Source organism: Paraburkholderia fynbosensis, from assembly GCF_902859935.1.
In the GTDB taxonomy this organism is placed as follows: domain Bacteria; phylum Pseudomonadota; class Gammaproteobacteria; order Burkholderiales; family Burkholderiaceae; genus Paraburkholderia; species Paraburkholderia fynbosensis.
Genome location: NZ_CADIKI010000008.1, coordinates 12567 through 29427, shown reverse-complemented (window position 1 = coordinate 29427; position 16861 = coordinate 12567). Strand labels below are relative to the sequence as shown.

Genomic DNA, 16861 nt, shown 5'->3' with positions numbered 1-16861 from the left:
GAAGCACGTTGTTTAAACCTCATCGCTTTGTTCCAAAAACGGTTATAGCCGCGGCTTTCGCCGCGCATGGGCTGGTTGCTCACGCAACGTCGCCCTTCGTGGTGCAAGACATCCGCATTGAGGGATTGCAACGCGTCGAACCCGGTACCGTGTTCGCGTATCTGCCCATCAAGCAAGGCGACACGTTTAGCGACGACAAGGCGTCCGAAGCAATTCGCGCGCTGTACGCCACGGGCTTCTTCAACGACGTCAAGATTGCGACCGAAGGCAATGTGGTCATCGTACAGGTGCTGGAACGTCCGGCCATCGGTACGATCGACTTCGCCGGCATTCATGAATTCGACAAGGAAAACCTGACCAAGGCGCTGCGCGCGGTCGGTTTGTCGCAAGGCCGTTATTACGACAAGGCGCTGGTCGATCGCGCGGAGCAGGAACTCAAGCGCCAGTATCTGACGCGCGGTTATTACGCCGCCGAAGTGACCACCACGGTGACGCCGATTGACCGTAATCGCGTGTCGGTGCTGTTCTCGGTCGCCGAAGGTCCGAGCGCGAAGATCCGCCAGATCAACTTTATCGGCAACAAGGCGTTCAGCACGGGTACGCTGCGCGACGAAATGCAGCTGTCCACGCCGAACTGGTTCTCGTGGTACACGAAGAACGACCTTTACGCGAAAGACAAGCTCACCGGCGACCTCGAAAACGTCCGCTCGTATTACCTGAATCGCGGCTATCTCGAGTTCAACATCGAGTCGACCCAGGTGTCGATCACGCCGGACAAGAAGGACATGTATCTGACGGTCACGCTGCACGAAGGCGAGCCGTACACGATTTCGAACATCAAGCTGGCCGGCAATCTGCTCGATCGCGAAGCGGAGCTGACCAAACTCATCAAGATCAAACCGGGCGACCGTTTCTCGGCTGAAAAGCTGCAGGCCACCACGAAGGCGATCGTCGACAAGCTCGGCGAATACGGCTACGCGTTCGCGACCGTCAATGCGCAGCCGCAGATCGATCAGACCAACCACAAGGTCGACCTGACGCTGCAGGTGGATCCGAGCCGCCGCGTCTACGTGCGCCGCATCAACGTGGTCGGCAACACACGCACCCGCGACGAAGTGGTGCGCCGTGAAATGCGCCAGCTCGAAAGCTCGTGGTTCGATTCGAACCGCCTCGCGCTGTCGAAGGACCGGATCAACCGTCTGGGCTACTTCACCGACGTCGACGTGACCACGGTGCCGGTCGAAGGCACGCCGGACCAGGTCGATGTGGACGTCAAGGTGGCCGAAAAGCCGACCGGCGCGATTACGCTGGGCGCGGGTTTCTCGTCGACCGACAAGGTGGTGCTGTCGGCCGGTGTGTCGCAGGACAACGTGTTCGGTTCGGGCACGAGTCTCGCGGTGAACGTCAATACCGCGAAGACGTACCGCACGTTGACGGTCACGCAGGTCGATCCGTACTTCACGGTTGACGGCATCAAGCGTATTACCGACGTCTACTACCGCACGTACCAGCCGCTGTACTACTCGACGGATTCGAGCTTCAAGATCGTCACGATCGGTGGCGACCTGAAGTTCGGCATTCCGTTCTCCGAAGTCGACACGGTGTATTTCGGCGCGGGTCTCGAGCAGAACCAGCTGGATGTCGACTCGAACACCCCGGCCTCGTACAAGCAATACGTGCAGGATTTCGGCCGCGTGTCGAACAACGTGCCGATCACGGTGGGCTGGTCGCGCGACGCGCGTGACAGCGCACTTGTGCCAAGCCGCGGTTATTTCACGCAGGCGAACGCGGAATATGGCACGCCAATCGGCGGGACCCAGTATTACAAGGCCGACATCAACGCGCAGTACTATTATTCGTTTGCGCGCGGCTTCGTGTTGGGCTTCAACTTTCAGGGCGGCTACGGTAACGGCCTGGGCGGCAAGCCTTATCCAATTTTCAAGAATTATTACGCGGGCGGTATCGGTTCGGTGCGAGGCTACGAGCCGAGTTCGCTGGGTCCGCGCGACAAGACGACGGGTGACCCGATTGGTGGTTCGAAGTTGCTGGTGGGCAACATCGAGCTGACGTTCCCATTGCCAGGCACTGGTTACGACCGCACATTGCGAGTGTTTACGTTCCTTGACGCTGGTAACGTTTGGGCGGATGCGAGCAACGCGGCGACGTCGAACGGGTCGAACGGCCTGCGTTACGGCTACGGTGTCGGTCTGGCGTGGATTTCGCCGATCGGCCCGCTCAAGCTCAGCCTGGGCTTCCCGCTTACGAAGCACACCGGCGACCAGTATCAGAAATTCCAGTTCCAGATCGGGACGGCGTTCTGATCACGGCCGCAGGCGGCCAGCCAAACTACAGTATCGAGAGGATGACTTTGCTAACCGGTATGTTTTCGAAACGTGTAGCGTGCGCGATGGCGCTGGCAATGACCTTGGGCGTCGGGGTAGCGCACGCGCAGGAGGCGAAGATCGCCGCGGTGAATTCCGACCGTATCCTGCGCGAATCGGCGGCGGCGAAAGCTGCCCAGGTCAAGCTCGAAGCCGAATTCGCGAAGCGTGACAAGGATCTCGCCGACATGGCGCAGAAGCTGAAGTCGATGTCGGATTCGCTCGACAAGAACGGCGCGTCGATGTCGGCCGCCGATCGTGCGCAGAAGCAGCGCGATCTGTCGCAACTGGACACGGACTTCCAGCGCAAGCAACGCGAATTCCGCGAAGATCTGAATCAGCGCCGCAACGAGGAGCTGGCGGCGGTGCTCGACCGCGCCAACAAGGTCATCAAGCAGATCGCCGAAGCGCAGCACTACGATCTGATCGTGCAGGAAGCGGTGTACGTGAGCCCGCGCATCGACATCACCGACCAGGTGCTCAAGGCGCTGGCAGCGTCGGGCAACTGAGGGAGGCCGGAGGGGCGGCACGCCCACACCGGCACGCCGCCGCACGCGGACGCAATAACAGGTTGGATTGAACAGCAGGAGACAGGACAGGCATGGCATTTACGCTCGAGGACATCGTCCAGCGGTTCGGCGGTACGGTAGTCGGAAACGGTTCGCAGCGCGTCGGCAGTCTGGCGCCGCTCGACCAGGCAGGCCCGAACCAACTGGCGTTCCTCGCGAATCCGAAGTACCTGTCGCAGGTAGAAGCCACTCGCGCGGGCGCGGTGTTGATCAACGCCGACGACCTCGCGAAGCTGGCTTCGCGTGAGGGCCGTAACTTCATCGTCACGCCGAACCCGTACGCTTACTTTGCGCGCGTCGCGCAAACCTTCATCGACCTCGGCGCGCCGAAGGCTGTGCCCGGCGTGCATCCGAGCGCAACCATCGATCCGTCCGCGCAGGTTGCCGCGAGCGCGGTGGTCGGCCCGCACGTCACGGTGGAAGCGGGCGCCGTAATCGGCGAGAACGTCCGGCTGGACGCCAATGTCGTGATCGGCCGGGGCACGCGCATTGGCGCGGACTCTCATCTGTATCCGAATGTCGCCGTGTACCACGGCTGCAAGCTCGGCGAGCGCGTGATCGTGCACGCGGGCGCGGTGATCGGCTCGGACGGTTTCGGCTTTGCGCCGGATTTCGTCGGTGAGGGCGACGTGCGTACCGGCAGCTGGGTCAAGATTCCGCAGGTCGGCGGCGTGTCGATCGCGGCGGACGTCGAAATCGGCGCGAACACCACGATCGACCGTGGCGCAATGGCCGATACGATCATCGAAGAGTGCGTGAAGATCGACAACCTCGTGCAGATCGGCCACAACTGCAAGGTCGGCGCGTACACGGTGATCGCTGGTTGCGCGGGCATCGCGGGCAGCACGACGATCGGCCGTCATTGCATGATCGGCGGCGCGGTCGGCATTGCTGGGCACGTGACGCTGGCCGACTATGTGATCGTCACCGCGAAGTCGGGGGTGTCGAAATCACTCCTCAAGCCCGGTATGTACACCAGCGCGTTCCCAGCCGTGAACCATGCGGACTGGAACAAGAGCGCGGCCCTGCTGCGCAATATCGACAAACTGCGCGATCGTATCCGGGCCCTCGAAAGCGCCGCGGCCGACGGTTCGGGCAACGCGGAGCCCCATGCGGCGGGCAACGCGGCAAGCAATTCCGCAGGCGAGAAGCCTTGAGATAAGCCTTGAGATATCAGGGCGGTTCGTCGGCATCGCGTAAGCTTGCCGGCACCGCGTAAAATGGCGGGCAGCATCACGAAGCAAAGTCGGTTGCCGTGACCGGGTGGCACGGCCGCCGGATCATGGCGGGCGCCTGCAGCACGCGTTTTCAACCCACCTGCACCAGCATCCGCAGTCATCATCGCGCAGTCAATGCGTGAGCAGAAACACCATGAGCACCGAAAAAATCAATCTCGACATTCATAAGATTCTCACGCTGCTGCCCCATCGTTACCCGATCCTGCTGGTCGACCGGGTGCTCGAACTCGAGCCGCACAAGTGCATCAAAGCGTTGAAGAACGTGTCGATCAACGAACCGTATTTCCAGGGGCACTTTCCGACGCGCCCGGTCATGCCCGGCGTGCTGATTCTCGAAGCGCTCGCGCAAACCGCGGCTTTGCTGACGTTTTCGGAAGAGCCGAGCGATCCGTCGAACACGCTCTATCTGTTCGTGGGTATCGACAATGCGCGCTTCAAGCGCGTGGTGGAGCCGGGCGATCAGCTGATCCTGAACTGCACGTTCGAGCGTCATATGCGCGGCATCTGGAAGTTCAAGGCGCGCGCTGAAGTGGATGGCGTCGTGGCGGCGGAAGCCGACCTGATGTGCGCGGTGCGGCACACGGACAAAGACGCTTAAGCGCGCGTCAAGGCAACCAGGGAGCGGGCGGCGGGCGTTTTGACACCGGCGCGGCCGGTTCCGCCAGAAGCCCATCCAGACAACGCAACAGAATCAGAAGCGAGGACGCATGAGCAGGATTCATCCCACTGCGATCGTCGAACCGGGCGCAGAACTCGACGAATCGGTCGACGTCGGTCCGTACGCCGTGATCGGTGCACACGTGACGATCGGTGCACGCAGCACGGTCGGTTCGCATAGCGTGATCGAAGGCTACACCACGATCGGCGAAGACAACCGGATCGGCCACTACGCAGCGGTCGGCGGCCGTCCGCAGGACATGAAGTACAAGGACGAGCCGACCCGGCTCGTGATCGGCAACCGCAACACGATCCGCGAATTCACGACGATCCACACCGGCACGACGCAGGACGCCGGCGTCACCACGCTGGGTGACGACAACTGGATCATGGCCTACGTGCACATCGGGCACGACTGCCACGTCGGCAACAACGTCATTCTGTCGAGCAACGCACAGATGGCCGGCCACGTGACGGTCGGCGACCACGCGATCATCGGCGGCATGTCGGGCGTGCATCAGTTCGTGCGCATCGGTGCGCATTCGATGCTGGGCGGCGCCTCGGCGCTGGTGCAGGACATCCCGCCGTTCGTGATCGCCGCCGGCAACAAGGCGGAGCCGCATGGCATCAACGTCGAAGGCCTGCGCCGCCGCGGCTTCTCGCCGGATGCGATTTCGGCGCTGCGCACGGCGTATCGCGTGCTGTACAAGAACGGTCTGTCGCTGGAAGAGGCGAAGGTGCAATTGCGCGAACTCGCGTCCGCCGGCGGTGACGGCGATGCGCCGGTGCAGACGCTGCTCGCGTTCGTCGAAGCGTCGCAACGCGGCATCATCCGCTAACCGATGGCATTACAACCCAGTCCGCTACGCGTCGCGATGGTGGCCGGCGAGCCGTCCGGCGACCTGCTGGCGGCGTCGCTGCTCGGCGGTCTCGCGAGCCGTCTGCCCGCCGGCACCCAGTACTACGGGATCGGCGGTCCGCGCATGATCGCCACGGATTTCGACGCCCACTGGCCGATGGAGAAGCTCACGGTGCGCGGCTATGTCGAAGCGCTGCGGCACATCCCCGAGATTCTCGGCATTCGCAACGAACTGAAGCGTCAGTTGCTGGCCGAGCCGCCGTCGGTGTTCGTCGGCGTGGATGCGCCCGATTTCAATTTCGGGCTCGAGCACGCGCTGCGCGACGCGGGCATTCCGACCGTTCACTTCGTCTGTCCGTCAATCTGGGCGTGGCGCGGCGGGCGCATCAAGAAGATCGCCAGAGCGGTCGATCACATGCTGTGCGTATTCCCGTTCGAAACGGCGCTGCTGGAAAAGGCGGGCGTCGCGGCCTCATACGTGGGTCATCCGCTCGCCGACGAGATTCCGCTCGAACCCGACACGCTCGGCGCGCGCCGTGCGCTCGGTCTCGCGGAAAGCGGGCCGATCATCGCGGTGCTGCCGGGCAGCCGGCGCTCGGAAATCGATCTGATCGGCCCGACGTTTTTCGCCGCGATGGAGATGATGCAGCACCAGGAGCCCGGGCTGCGTTTCGTGATGCCGGCGGCCACGCCGACCTTGCGCGACATGCTGCGGCCACTGGTCGACGCGCATCCGGGCCTTGCGCTGACGATTACCGACGGCCAGTCGCAACTCGCGATGACCGCCGCCGACGCGATCCTCGTGAAGAGCGGCACCGTGACGCTCGAAGCCGCGCTGCTGAAAAAGCCGATGGTCATTTCGTACAAGGTGCCCTGGCTGACCGGCCAGATCATGCGCCGTCAGGGCTATCTGCCGTACGTCGGCCTGCCGAACATTCTGGCTGGACGCTTCGTGGTGCCGGAAATCCTGCAACACTTCGCGACGCCGCAGGCGCTCGCCGAAGCCACGCTGAAACAGTTGCGCGACGAAGCCAACCGGCGCACGCTGACGGAAATCTTCACGGAGATGCATCACTTGCTGAAGCAGAATACCGCGCAGCGTGCGGCGGAAGTCGTGGCGAGCGTCATCGAAAAGCGCACGGGGCGGCTGTGACCATCACACGCGCACCTCGCCGCAAGGTTGTGGCCGTCGCTGGAACCGCCGCGCAGGTCGGCCTGAACTTCGAGACGGCGGATGACATCGTCTGCGGCGTCGACGAAGCAGGGCGTGGTCCGCTGGCCGGGCCCGTCGTCGCGGCTGCGGTGATTTTCGATCCGGCCAGGCCGATGATTCGCGGGCTCGATGATTCGAAAGTGCTCAGCGCCAAAAAGCGTGACGAGCTGTACGACAAGATTGTCGAGCGCGCACTCGCGTACTGCGTCGCGTCGGCGACGGTCGAAGAAATCGACTCGCTGAACATCCTGCACGCCACGATGCTGGCGATGAAGCGCGCCGTGGAAGGCCTGTCGGTCGTGCCCACGCTCGTCAAGGTCGACGGCAATCGCTGTCCGACGCTGAGCATTCGCAGCGAAGCGGTGATCGGCGGCGATGCGCTCGTGAAGAGCATTTCAGCGGCGTCGATTCTTGCCAAAGTCACGCGCGACCGGATGCTGCTCGAACTGCATCAGCGCCATCCTGTGTACGGTTTCAATGCGCATGTTGGCTATGGCACGCCGCAGCACCTCGCGGCGCTGCGCGAGCATGGGCCGTGCGAGCACCATCGGCGCTCGTTCGCGCCGGTGCGCGAAGCGCATCTGCGATTCGGCACGGGCGTGCCGTTGCCGTCGGCGGAAGTCGTCATCGTGCCGGGCACGCTGGGCGACGCAATGTTCGACGACGACGCCTTCGGCGAAGCCAGCGGCATCTGAACTCCCTCTGAGCGACGCGCGCTTTCAGGCGCAGCGCTCGCTCTTCTCCCATCTCACCGTCTTCGCTGCCTGTGAAAGCCATCACCTCGCGGGACAATCCGCTCTACAAACGCCTGAAGGCATTGGCCGGTTCGACGCATCAACAGCGCCGCAGCGGCCACGCGCTGCTCGAAGGATTCCATCTCGCGAGCGCGTATCTCGACGTCGCCGGGCAGCCGGAAATGTGCATCGTCACCGATGGCGCGCTGGGTCACGACGAAGCGCAGGCGATCGTGTCGCGCATCGAGGATCATCGCATTGTGACGTTGCCGGACGCGTTGTTCGGACAGTTGTCGAATGTCGTGCACGGTGTCGGAATTCTGCTGCTGGTCGGGAAGCTCGATACGCCGCTGCCCGAGACGGTCGCGCAAACCTGCCTCGTGCTCGACGGCGTGCAGGACGCGGGCAACGTCGGTTCGATTCTGCGCAGCGCGGCAGCGGCCGGGATTCAGCAGGTGTTCTGCGCACCGGGGACGGCGTACGCGTGGTCGTCAAAGGTACTGCGCTCGGGCATGGGTGCGCACTTCCTGCTGCAGATTCACGAGGATGTCGACGCGCAGGCGTTGATCGAGCGCCTGGCGGTGCCAATCGTCATCACCGATTCGCACGGCGCCGAGGCGATTTACGATTGCGATCTGAGCGGGCCGCTCGCGTGGGTGTTCGGCAACGAAGGGGCGGGCGTGTCGCAACTCTGGCGCGAGGCGGTTTCGCTGCGGGTGACGATTCCGCAGCCGGGCGGGATGGAGTCGCTGAACGTGGCGGCTGCGGCAGCCGTCTGTGTGTTCGAGCAGTGTCGTCAACAGCGCGGACGGGTTTGATAGCAAAGATCGCGGCGCGCACTGCGCCGCTGTGTGTTTCGCAGGGCCGCTCGCAGATGCCACGACGCAATGCTAGGTCGTGCAGCCCTCGCTGATGCGGCTGCGTATCACCCAGCAGTCCCGCGTCGTCGCAATCTCAACCCGCGCTCAATAAGCCGGCCGCTCCAGCTTGATCTCCTGCAGGATCGTCGTCGCGATCTCTTCGATCGACTTGTGCGTCGACGACAGCCACTTGATCCCCTCACGCCGCATCATCGTTTCAGCTTCATTGATTTCGTAGCGGCAATTCTCCGGCGCCGCATACTTGCTGCCCGGTCGACGCTCGTTACGGATTTCCGACAGCCGTTGCGGATCGATCGACAAACCAAACATCTTCTGCCGATGTGCGAGCAGCGGCGTCGGCAGCTTGCCGCGCTCGAAGTCTTCCGGAATCAGCGGGTAGTTGGCCGCCTTGACGCCGTACTGCATCGCCAGATAGAGGCTCGTCGGCGTTTTTCCGCTGCGTGACACGCCGACCAGGATCACGTCGGCGTCGGCGAGATTGCGGTTCGACTGGCCGTCGTCGTGGGCGAGCGAGAAGTTGATCGCTTCGATCCGGTTCTTGTACTCCTCGGTGTCCGCGTTCTGGTGGCCGCGGCCCATCGCGTGACTCGACTTCAGCTCCAGTTCCTGTTCGAGCGGCTCGACGAAGGTCTGAAACATGTCCAGCACCAGCGCATTCGAGCCTTTGACGATCTGATTCGACGCGCTGTCCACCAGCGTGGTGAAGACGATCGGACGGCGGCCGTCCTGCACGATCGCCTCGTTGATCTTTTCGAGCGTCGCGTAGGCTTTTTCGGTCGAGTCGACGAAGGGCACGCGAACCAGGCGGAATTTCTGGTCGAACTGGGACAGGATCGAATGCGCGAAGGTTTCGGCAGTAATCCCGGTACCGTCGGAGACGATGAATACGGTGGGCGGCATCAGTGGAGCTGGGGAACGTGAGCGGCAAAAAGCGCTCGAATCAAAGATCGCTGCGGTGAGCACGCTGCCCGGCGACTAACCGCCGAGGCAGCGGCGTCGATGCAGCGCGCCGTGGGCACCACAACCGCGCCCGGATGGCGGAGGAGCCTCGCAAAAGCCCGTCGGCCGGTCCGGGGCGCGTTTCGAGGCGCAATTCTCGTCCGACTGCCACATTTTAGGAGTCGGCACGGTAGAATAGCGGCAACCTGTTGGATAAGCAATTGCAGGCGATTGGCGTCTAACTCGCCGCGAACGGCCGCTTAACGCGGCGCTTTCGGTCGGTAACTGGTGCTCAATGGGGTGGATCGACCGGTAAATTCGGCCATTCGCTCCTTTCGTCGCGCGTTTGACGCCAAGGCTGCAGTTGGCCTTTGCCGCGATTGTTTCTCCAACAGGTTGTGCAAGACACGGGCTCACGCTCCCAATGGGCGTTCCGTGTTCAAGCCCACTTGCACAGCCGTGAATTTCTTTCACACTTAGGGGCTTGTATGACTAACGCAGTTACCGTCGCAAAGGATAAGGCGTATGTAGTTCCGTTCGAGCAGTTGCGGATGACCGACGTGGAAATCGTCGGCGGCAAAAACGCGTCGTTGGGCGAGATGATCAGTCAGCTCGCCGAAGCCGGCGTGCGAGTGCCGACCGGGTTCGCCACCACGGCACTGGCTTTCCGCGACTTCCTGCATCACAACAATCTGACCGACCGCATCGCCAAACGTCTCGAAACGCTCGACGTCGACGACGTGAAGGCGCTCGCCGAAGCCGGCAAGGAAATCCGTCAATGGATCGTCGACGCGCCGCTGCAGCCGCAGCTCGAGGCCGACATCCGCGCGGGTTTCGACACGCTGCAAAACAGCTCGCCTGAAGAGCTGTCGTTTGCCGTGCGTTCGTCGGCCACGGCGGAAGACTTGCCGGACGCTTCGTTCGCGGGTCAGCAGGAAAGCTACCTCAACGTGGTCGGCATCGACGACGTGCTCGATCGCATGAAGCACGTGTTCGCGTCGCTGTATAACGACCGCGCGATCTCCTATCGCGTCCACAAGGGCTTCACGCATGCTGAAGTCGCCTTGTCGGCGGGCGTGCAGCGCATGGTGCGCTCGGACGTCGGCGCGGCCGGCGTGATGTTCACGCTGGACACCGAATCGGGCTTCAAGGACGCCGTGTTCATCACGTCGAGCTACGGTCTCGGCGAAACCGTCGTGCAAGGCGCCGTGAATCCGGACGAGTTCTACGTCTTCAAGACCACGCTCGCGCAGGGTAAGTACCCGATCATCCGCCGCTCGATCGGCTCGAAGCTGATCAAGATGGAATTCACGAAGGCCGGCGAGCAGGGCCGTGTGAAGACCGTCGACGTTGCGCACGAGCAGCGCAACCGCTTCTCGATTACCGACGAAGACGTGATCGAACTGGCGAAGTACGCGGTCATCATCGAGAAGCACTACGAGCGTCCGATGGACATCGAGTGGGGCAAGGACGGCCGCGACGGCAAGATCTTCATCCTGCAGGCGCGTCCGGAAACGGTGAAGAGCCAGGCATCGGGCAAGGCCGAGCAGCGCTTCAAGCTGAAGGGTCAGTCGAACGTGCTGGCCACCGGCCGCGCGATCGGCCAGAAGATCGGCGCAGGTCCGGTGCGCGTGATTCATGATCCGTCGGAAATGGACCGTGTGCAGCCGGGCGACGTGCTGGTCGCCGACATGACCGACCCGAACTGGGAGCCGGTGATGAAGCGCGCATCGGCGATCGTCACGAACCGTGGCGGCCGGACCTGCCACGCGGCAATCATCGCGCGTGAGCTGGGCGTGCCGGCGGTGGTCGGCTGCGGCGACGCAACCGACGTGCTGAAGGAAGGCGCGCTCGTCACCGTGTCGTGCGCGGAAGGCGACGAAGGCAAGATCTACGACGGTCTGCTGGAAACCGAAATCACCGAAGTCCAGCGCGGCGAACTGCCGCCGATTCCGGTGAAAATCATGATGAACGTCGGCAACCCGCAACTCGCGTTCGACTTCTCGCAACTGCCCAACGCAGGCGTGGGTCTCGCGCGGCTCGAGTTCATCATCAACAACAACATCGGCGTTCACCCGAAGGCGATTCTCGAGTACCCGAACATCGATCAGGACCTGAAGAAGGCGGTGGAGAGCGTCGCTCGCGGTCATGCATCGCCGCGCGCGTTCTACGTCGACAAGCTGACCGAAGGGATCGCGACGATCGCCGCGGCGTTCTATCCGAAGCCCGTGATCGTGCGTCTGTCGGACTTCAAGTCGAACGAGTACAAGAAGCTGATCGGCGGTTCGCGTTACGAGCCGGACGAAGAAAACCCGATGTTGGGTTTCCGTGGCGCGTCGCGCTACATCGCCGAAGATTTCGCCGAAGCATTCCAGATGGAATGCATCGCGCTGAAGCGGGTGCGTGAAGAGATGGGCCTCGACAACGTCGAGATCATGGTGCCGTTCGTGCGTACGCTGAAGCAGGCGGAGCGCGTAGTCGGGCTGCTGGAGAAGTTCGGCCTGAAGCGCGGCGAGAAGGATCTGCGCCTGATCATGATGTGCGAAGTGCCGTCGAACGCGATTCTCGCCGAAGAATTCCTGCAATTCTTCGATGGCTTCTCGATCGGGTCGAACGACTTGACGCAGCTCACGCTCGGCCTCGACCGCGACTCCGGCATGGAACTGCTGGCGGTCGACTTCGACGAACGCGATCCGGCGGTCAAGTTCATGCTCAAGCGTGCAATCGAAACCTGCCTGCGTCTGAACAAGTACGTCGGTATCTGCGGCCAGGGCCCGTCGGATCATCCGGATTTCGCGCAATGGCTGACGGACGAAGGCATCGCGTCGATCTCGCTGAACCCGGACACGATTATTGAGACGTGGCAGCAACTGGCGAAGTCGGCGAGCAAGTAAAGCGTGCGGCATGCCGCTTGATGGTGAAGAACCCAGGCGGGATGCATAACGTGAGATGCGGTACGTCGAGCGTGAGTTCAAGCGCACCGCATCGCCCGTTAATACGCAGGCGCTTCGTGCTATAAACACCCCGGTAGATCCGGGGTGTTTTGCTTTGTGGAGGTCGACGTGGTGCCAGGTGGATTGTTCTGGTGGATCGGGGCGGGCGTGCTGGTCGTGCTGGAGTTGACGAGCGGCACCTTCTATCTGTTGATGATCGCGTTGGGCTTCGTCGCGGCGGCGCTCGCGCACATTGCCGGCGCCGCTGCCGACGTGCAATTCGCAGTGGCCGCCGTGGTCGCGCTGGCGGCGGTCGTGCTGCTCAGGCGCTCGCGCTTTGGCCGTCGCAAGCGCGCGCACGCGTCGCGCAATCCGGACGTCAATCTCGACATCGGTCAGACGCTGAGCGTGCCGGCGTGGCACGAGCGCCGGGCGCGCGCGAATTATCGCGGCGCGGCGTGGGATGTGGAACTGGCCGCTGGCGAGCCTGAAGATGCGCAGGTCTACGAAATCACGGAATTGCGCGGCAGTTGTCTGGTCGTCGTGGCGAGCCGGCAGCCGAAGACCAACGCAAACACGGCCTGAGTGTCCAGCACGCTTGCGCTCCGCGCGTGCATCCGCGCTTGCGTCAAACACGCGCAACTATTCAAACCAGAGGGACGGGAGAGAGCCAATATGGATTCAACCATCGTCGGGGCCGTGCTGCTGATTATCGTGATCGTGCTCGCGGCACAGACCATCAAGATCGTGCCCCAGCAGCACGCGTGGGTGCTTGAGCGTCTCGGCCGTTATCACAGTACGCTGACGCCGGGCTTGAGCTTCGCTTTTCCGTTCGTCGACCGGATCGCGTACAAGCACATCCTCAAGGAAATTCCGCTCGAAGTGCCGAGCCAGGTCTGTATCACGCGCGACAACACGCAGTTGCAGGTGGACGGCGTGCTGTACTTCCAGGTCACTGATCCGATGAAGGCGTCGTACGGATCGAGCAACTTCGTGTTCGCGATCACGCAGCTGTCGCAGACCACGCTGCGCTCGGTGATCGGCAAGCTGGAGCTCGACAAGACTTTCGAGGAGCGCGATTTCATCAATCACAGCATCGTATCGTCGCTCGATGAGGCGGCCTCGAACTGGGGCGTGAAGGTGCTGCGCTACGAGATCAAGGACCTGACGCCGCCCAAGGAGATCCTGCACGCGATGCAGGCGCAGATCACCGCCGAGCGCGAGAAGCGCGCGCTGATCGCGGCGTCCGAAGGGCGCAAGCAGGAGCAGATCAATATCGCGTCCGGAGGCCGTGAAGCGGCGATCCAGAAGTCCGAAGGCGAACGGCAGGCGGCGATCAACCAGGCTCAGGGCCAGGCGTCGGCGATTCTGGCGGTGGCCGAGGCCAACTCGCAGGCGATCCAGAAGATCGCGGCCGCGATCCAGTCGACCGGCGGCATGGAAGCGGTGAATCTGAAGGTGGCCGAACAGTACGTGAACGCGTTCGGGAATCTGGCGAAGCAGGGCACCACGTTGATCGTGCCGGGCAATCTCGCGGATATGAGTTCGATGATCGCGTCGGCCTTGACGATCGTGAGCAAAGGCAAGGACAAGGGCGTGAGCGAGGCGCGGTGAGCCAGGCGGTGCGCGGATTTGTCCGCGGCGAAAAATAGATGGCCCGCAGATTGTGCGGGCCATTTTCCATTGAGTGCCGAGCGCTTGCGCTGTGGTGGGACTCGGAACGTGCCTTCGATCAGCTCGGCGAGCGCATCAACCGCGCTTTCTCGCGTTCCCAATCGCGCTTCTTCTCGGTTTCGCGCTTGTCGTGCTGCTTCTTGCCCTTGGCGAGGCCGATCTCGCATTTGACGCGGCCGCCCTTGTAGTGGAAGTTCAGCGGCACGAGCGTGTAGCCGCGCTGCTCGACCTTGCCGATCAGTTTGCTGATTTCCTCGCTATGCAGCAGCAGCTTGCGCGTGCGGACCGGGTCGGGGTTGATATGGGTCGAGGCTTCGGGCAGCGGGCTGATGTGCGTGCCGATCAGGAACAGTTCGTTATTCTTGATAACGACGTAACCTTCCTTGATCTGGCCGCGCCCGGCGCGCAGCGCCTTGACCTCCCATCCTTCGAGCACGAGCCCTGCTTCATAGCGTTCTTCGACCGAGTAGTCGTAGAAAGCTTTTCTGTTGTCGATGATGCTCATGAATGGAAAGTGCCCAACTCGTTTAAAATCACGATTTTAGCAAAGCGGGGCAAGGAAAGCCCGCGGCGCTTTTCAACCCGCTTGTCCACCCTTGCCACGCGCTGTTCAATTTATGGCAGATGTCCAGAAAACCGTGTTGATCCGCCACTCGGCGGAACAGATGTTCGACCTCGTTACCGACGTCGCCGATTACCCCAACTTCCTGCCCTGGTGCGGGGGTGTCGAAATCCGCCACCGCGACGAAACCAGCATGGAGGCGAAGATCGACATCAACTTCAAGGGCATCAAGCAGCACTTTGCCACACGCAACAGCATGGAACGGCCAACGCGCATCGATATGGAGTTCGCGGACGGCCCGTTTCGCAGGTTCACCGGTTTCTGGCGTTTCACGCCGCTGCGCGCGGATGCCTGCAAGATCGAATTCGCGCTGCACTACGAATTCACCAACATTATTCTCGAGAAGATCATCGGGCCGGTGTTCAATCACATCGCCAACACGTTCGTCGAGTCATTCGTGAAGCGCGCCGACCAGCGCTACGGCAAGGCATGAGCGCGCGCCTGTCGATCGAAGTCTGCTACGCGTCGCCCGGCGGGCAGGCGCTGATCGCAGTGGACCTGCCCGAGGGCGCCACGCTGCAACAGGCGCTCGACGCGAGCGGCATCCTGCAGCGCTTTCCGGGCATCGATCTGAATACGCAGAAGGTGGGTGTGTTCGGCAAGCTCAAGCCGCTCGACACGGTGCTCGCCGATCATGACCGGGTCGAGATCTATCGTCCGCTGCTGGTCGATCCGAAGCTGTCGCGCCAACGCCGCGTCGAGAAGACCCGCAAGGCAGGGTCGATCGAAGGGCGCCGTTGGCAGAATCGGGATTCGCGCTAGGCGGCGCGCGGCCGTGCGTTGAAGCGGGGCGGCGGGTTCGCGCCAAAACGCTGCGAACCGTTGAGCCGCCCTCAGGGCGCCGAAATCTGCGCCTTCTTCTTGATGGGCGCGAGCCCCGACGTATCATCGTCCGCATGCTGGCGCACCGACCAGCACACCCCCGCCACCAGCAGCAGGATCGCCGCCAGTTCCAGCGGACGCGGCAGGCGCTGGTCGTAAATGAACGCGTAGAGCAGTGCGAAAAGCGTCTCGAACACGATCATCTGGCCAGACAATGTCAACGGCAACCGCTTCGACGCGGCATTCCACAGCCCGTTGCCGAGCCACGACGCGCCGATCGCGAGGCCGAGATTCAGCATCCAGAACGTGTGCCAGCGCGCGTCGGCCAGTTCGCCTTGCGGGCCGCCCGACGGCAGCGCCGCGATCACGAGCCATAGCGCCGCGCCGAGCGCGCCCGTCACCACGCCCCACAGCACGGACCATTCATTGCCGCTGAAATGCGTCTGGCGCTGCAGATAGCGGGCGTTTTCGACCGCGAACCACGTCCAGCAGCCCAGTGCGCCCACCGCGCAGGCGACCCCGAGCAGCTTCGTGGCGACGCTCACCGGCGTGCTGTCGGCCACCGTGAACACGTCGATGTTGATGCAGACGATGCCCGCCATCACCACCGCCAGTGGCCACGCGAGACGGGCGAGCGGCACCGCGCCGTGATCGCGCCGCCCGAGCAGTGTGACCGTGACCGGCAGCACGCCGACGATCAGCGACGCGGGTGCGATGCCGATCAGATGCACGGCCGCCGTCAGCAGCAGGTAATAGACGAGATTGCCGGCCAGTGCCAGTTTCATCAGCGCGCCGAGATCCTCGCGGGTCAGCCGTTTGACGAGTGGGCGCGCCATCGGCAGCGCGGCGGCCAGCGAGACGATGCCGTACATCGTGTAGCGCCCCGCGCTCAGCAGCAGCGGCGAAAAGTCGGGCAGCACGCGCGGCACCAGAAAAACCATGCCCCATAAGGCCCCGGCCATCACCCCATATGCCACACCGCGCTGCATCGACTGCCCCTGCAAGAAAACTGGAATGGCCCGCAGGATAGCCGTTCGCCGGGCCGCGCGTCTTGTTCGATTCTGCATTCGGGCGGCTTTTGGGCGGCTTTTGGGCGGTCTCGGTGCGCCGAGCCGCCGTTTTCCACGGGGTTGCAGGGCTTCGGCGGGGCGGGCGGCGCACGCCGCCATCGCACTGCGCCGCGTGAAAACCTCCCCGGCCAGGCCACCTCCGTGTCCCGCTGCCCTCGAACGCGCAAACGAAACCCGATCGAACCCGGCGCGAACAGTGAAGCGAAATCGACAGGCCCGAAGTCACGAAAAAAATTCCCCGAATTCGCTAAGCTGCTGTTCGCGCAGTG

General features: G+C 63.0%; 16 protein-coding genes. 13 read left to right on the top strand and 3 right to left on the bottom strand.

Annotated elements, in window-relative coordinates:
• Positions 1-8 precede the first annotated feature (8 nt).
• The 8 genes from bamA to HV770_RS14875 all read left to right on the top strand — a co-directional run bounded on the left by bamA (position 9) and on the right by HV770_RS14875 (position 8469).
• Positions 9-2321 (top strand): outer membrane protein assembly factor BamA, encoded by a 2313-nt coding sequence (bamA, locus tag HV770_RS14910; RefSeq protein WP_175160736.1) that lies wholly within the window; start codon positions 9-11, stop codon positions 2319-2321.
• A 47-nt stretch (positions 2322-2368) separates the two neighbouring features.
• The gene (locus HV770_RS14905; RefSeq protein WP_174772087.1) at positions 2369-2890 is read left to right on the top strand and encodes an OmpH/Skp family outer membrane protein; all 522 of its coding nucleotides are present in this window, start codon (positions 2369-2371) and stop codon (positions 2888-2890) included.
• A gap of 92 nt (positions 2891-2982) precedes the next feature.
• Positions 2983-4107, top strand: a complete 1125-nt coding sequence (gene lpxD / locus HV770_RS14900; protein ID WP_175160734.1) for a UDP-3-O-(3-hydroxymyristoyl)glucosamine N-acyltransferase — start codon at positions 2983-2985, stop codon at positions 4105-4107.
• 214 nt (positions 4108-4321) lie between these two features.
• On the top strand, positions 4322-4786 hold the full coding sequence (fabZ, locus tag HV770_RS14895) for a 3-hydroxyacyl-ACP dehydratase FabZ (RefSeq protein ID WP_012433437.1): 465 nt from the start codon (positions 4322-4324) through the stop codon (positions 4784-4786).
• A 109-nt stretch (positions 4787-4895) separates the two neighbouring features.
• On the top strand, positions 4896-5684 hold the full coding sequence (gene lpxA, locus HV770_RS14890) for an acyl-ACP--UDP-N-acetylglucosamine O-acyltransferase (protein WP_175160732.1): 789 nt from the start codon (positions 4896-4898) through the stop codon (positions 5682-5684).
• 3 nt (positions 5685-5687) lie between these two features.
• Positions 5688-6857 carry a lipid-A-disaccharide synthase gene (gene lpxB, locus HV770_RS14885; RefSeq protein ID WP_175160729.1) on the top strand — a complete coding sequence of 390 codons (1170 nt, stop codon included), beginning with the start codon at positions 5688-5690 and terminating at the stop codon, positions 6855-6857.
• The gene (gene rnhB / locus HV770_RS14880) at positions 6854-7612 is read left to right on the top strand and encodes a ribonuclease HII (protein WP_175160727.1); all 759 of its coding nucleotides are present in this window, start codon (positions 6854-6856) and stop codon (positions 7610-7612) included. Before lpxB ends, rnhB begins: the two co-directional genes overlap by 4 nt.
• A 71-nt stretch (positions 7613-7683) precedes the next feature.
• Complete coding sequence (locus HV770_RS14875; protein WP_175160725.1) at positions 7684-8469, top strand: TrmH family RNA methyltransferase; 786 nt, start codon at positions 7684-7686, stop codon at positions 8467-8469.
• Between the two features lie 147 nt (positions 8470-8616).
• Here the strand turns inward: HV770_RS14875 and ppsR are convergent, their stop codons facing one another.
• Positions 8617-9432, bottom strand: coding sequence for a posphoenolpyruvate synthetase regulatory kinase/phosphorylase PpsR (gene ppsR / locus HV770_RS14870; RefSeq protein WP_121317567.1), 816 nt, complete (start codon positions 9430-9432; stop codon positions 8617-8619).
• 527 nt (positions 9433-9959) lie between these two features.
• Between ppsR and ppsA the strand changes: the two genes are divergently transcribed.
• From ppsA to HV770_RS14855, 3 genes are all read left to right on the top strand, one after another.
• Positions 9960-12365: a phosphoenolpyruvate synthase gene (ppsA, locus tag HV770_RS14865; RefSeq protein ID WP_175160723.1), complete on the top strand. Its 2406-nt coding sequence runs from the start codon at positions 9960-9962 to the stop codon at positions 12363-12365.
• 168 nt (positions 12366-12533) lie between these two features.
• Entirely contained in the window at positions 12534-12989 is a 456-nt protein-coding gene (locus HV770_RS14860; protein ID WP_175160721.1) for an NfeD family protein, read from the top strand.
• 90 nt (positions 12990-13079) lie between these two features.
• Positions 13080-14018: an SPFH domain-containing protein gene (locus HV770_RS14855; protein WP_175160719.1), complete on the top strand. Its 939-nt coding sequence runs from the start codon at positions 13080-13082 to the stop codon at positions 14016-14018.
• Between the two features lie 118 nt (positions 14019-14136).
• On the opposite strand, the gene smpB is transcribed toward HV770_RS14855, so the two are convergent.
• Positions 14137-14583: an SsrA-binding protein SmpB gene (smpB, locus tag HV770_RS14850; RefSeq protein WP_042323149.1), complete on the bottom strand. Its 447-nt coding sequence runs from the start codon at positions 14581-14583 to the stop codon at positions 14137-14139.
• A gap of 112 nt (positions 14584-14695) precedes the next feature.
• On the opposite strand from smpB, the gene HV770_RS14845 reads away from it, so the two are divergent.
• Complete coding sequence (locus HV770_RS14845) at positions 14696-15133, top strand: type II toxin-antitoxin system RatA family toxin (protein WP_042323151.1); 438 nt, start codon at positions 14696-14698, stop codon at positions 15131-15133.
• Complete coding sequence (locus HV770_RS14840; protein WP_168665313.1) at positions 15130-15462, top strand: RnfH family protein; 333 nt, start codon at positions 15130-15132, stop codon at positions 15460-15462. Before HV770_RS14845 ends, HV770_RS14840 begins: the two co-directional genes overlap by 4 nt.
• Positions 15463-15533: 71 nt before the next feature.
• Here the strand turns inward: HV770_RS14840 and HV770_RS14835 are convergent, their stop codons facing one another.
• A complete protein-coding gene (locus tag HV770_RS14835; protein ID WP_175160717.1) occupies positions 15534-16511 on the bottom strand; it encodes a DMT family transporter in 978 nt (325 codons plus the stop codon).
• Positions 16512-16861: the final 350 nt, after the last annotated feature.

Excerpts from the sequence above, each read along its gene's own strand:
- lpxD (WP_175160734.1), top strand. The coding sequence starts at position 2,983 with ATGGCATTTACGCTCGAGGACATCGTCCAGCGGTTCGGCGGTACGGTA.
- fabZ (WP_012433437.1), top strand. The coding sequence starts at position 4,322 with ATGAGCACCGAAAAAATCAATCTCGACATTCATAAGATTCTCACGCTG.
- lpxA (WP_175160732.1), top strand. The coding sequence starts at position 4,896 with ATGAGCAGGATTCATCCCACTGCGATCGTCGAACCGGGCGCAGAACTC.
- lpxB (WP_175160729.1), top strand. The coding sequence starts at position 5,688 with ATGGCATTACAACCCAGTCCGCTACGCGTCGCGATGGTGGCCGGCGAG.
- ppsR (WP_121317567.1), bottom strand. The coding sequence starts at position 9,432 with ATGCCGCCCACCGTATTCATCGTCTCCGACGGTACCGGGATTACTGCC.
- ppsA (WP_175160723.1), top strand. The coding sequence starts at position 9,960 with ATGACTAACGCAGTTACCGTCGCAAAGGATAAGGCGTATGTAGTTCCG.
- HV770_RS14855 (WP_175160719.1), top strand. The coding sequence starts at position 13,080 with ATGGATTCAACCATCGTCGGGGCCGTGCTGCTGATTATCGTGATCGTG.
- smpB (WP_042323149.1), bottom strand. The coding sequence starts at position 14,583 with ATGAGCATCATCGACAACAGAAAAGCTTTCTACGACTACTCGGTCGAA.
- HV770_RS14845 (WP_042323151.1), top strand. The coding sequence starts at position 14,696 with ATGGCAGATGTCCAGAAAACCGTGTTGATCCGCCACTCGGCGGAACAG.
- HV770_RS14840 (WP_168665313.1), top strand. The coding sequence starts at position 15,130 with ATGAGCGCGCGCCTGTCGATCGAAGTCTGCTACGCGTCGCCCGGCGGG.
- HV770_RS14835 (WP_175160717.1), bottom strand. The coding sequence starts at position 16,511 with ATGCAGCGCGGTGTGGCATATGGGGTGATGGCCGGGGCCTTATGGGGC.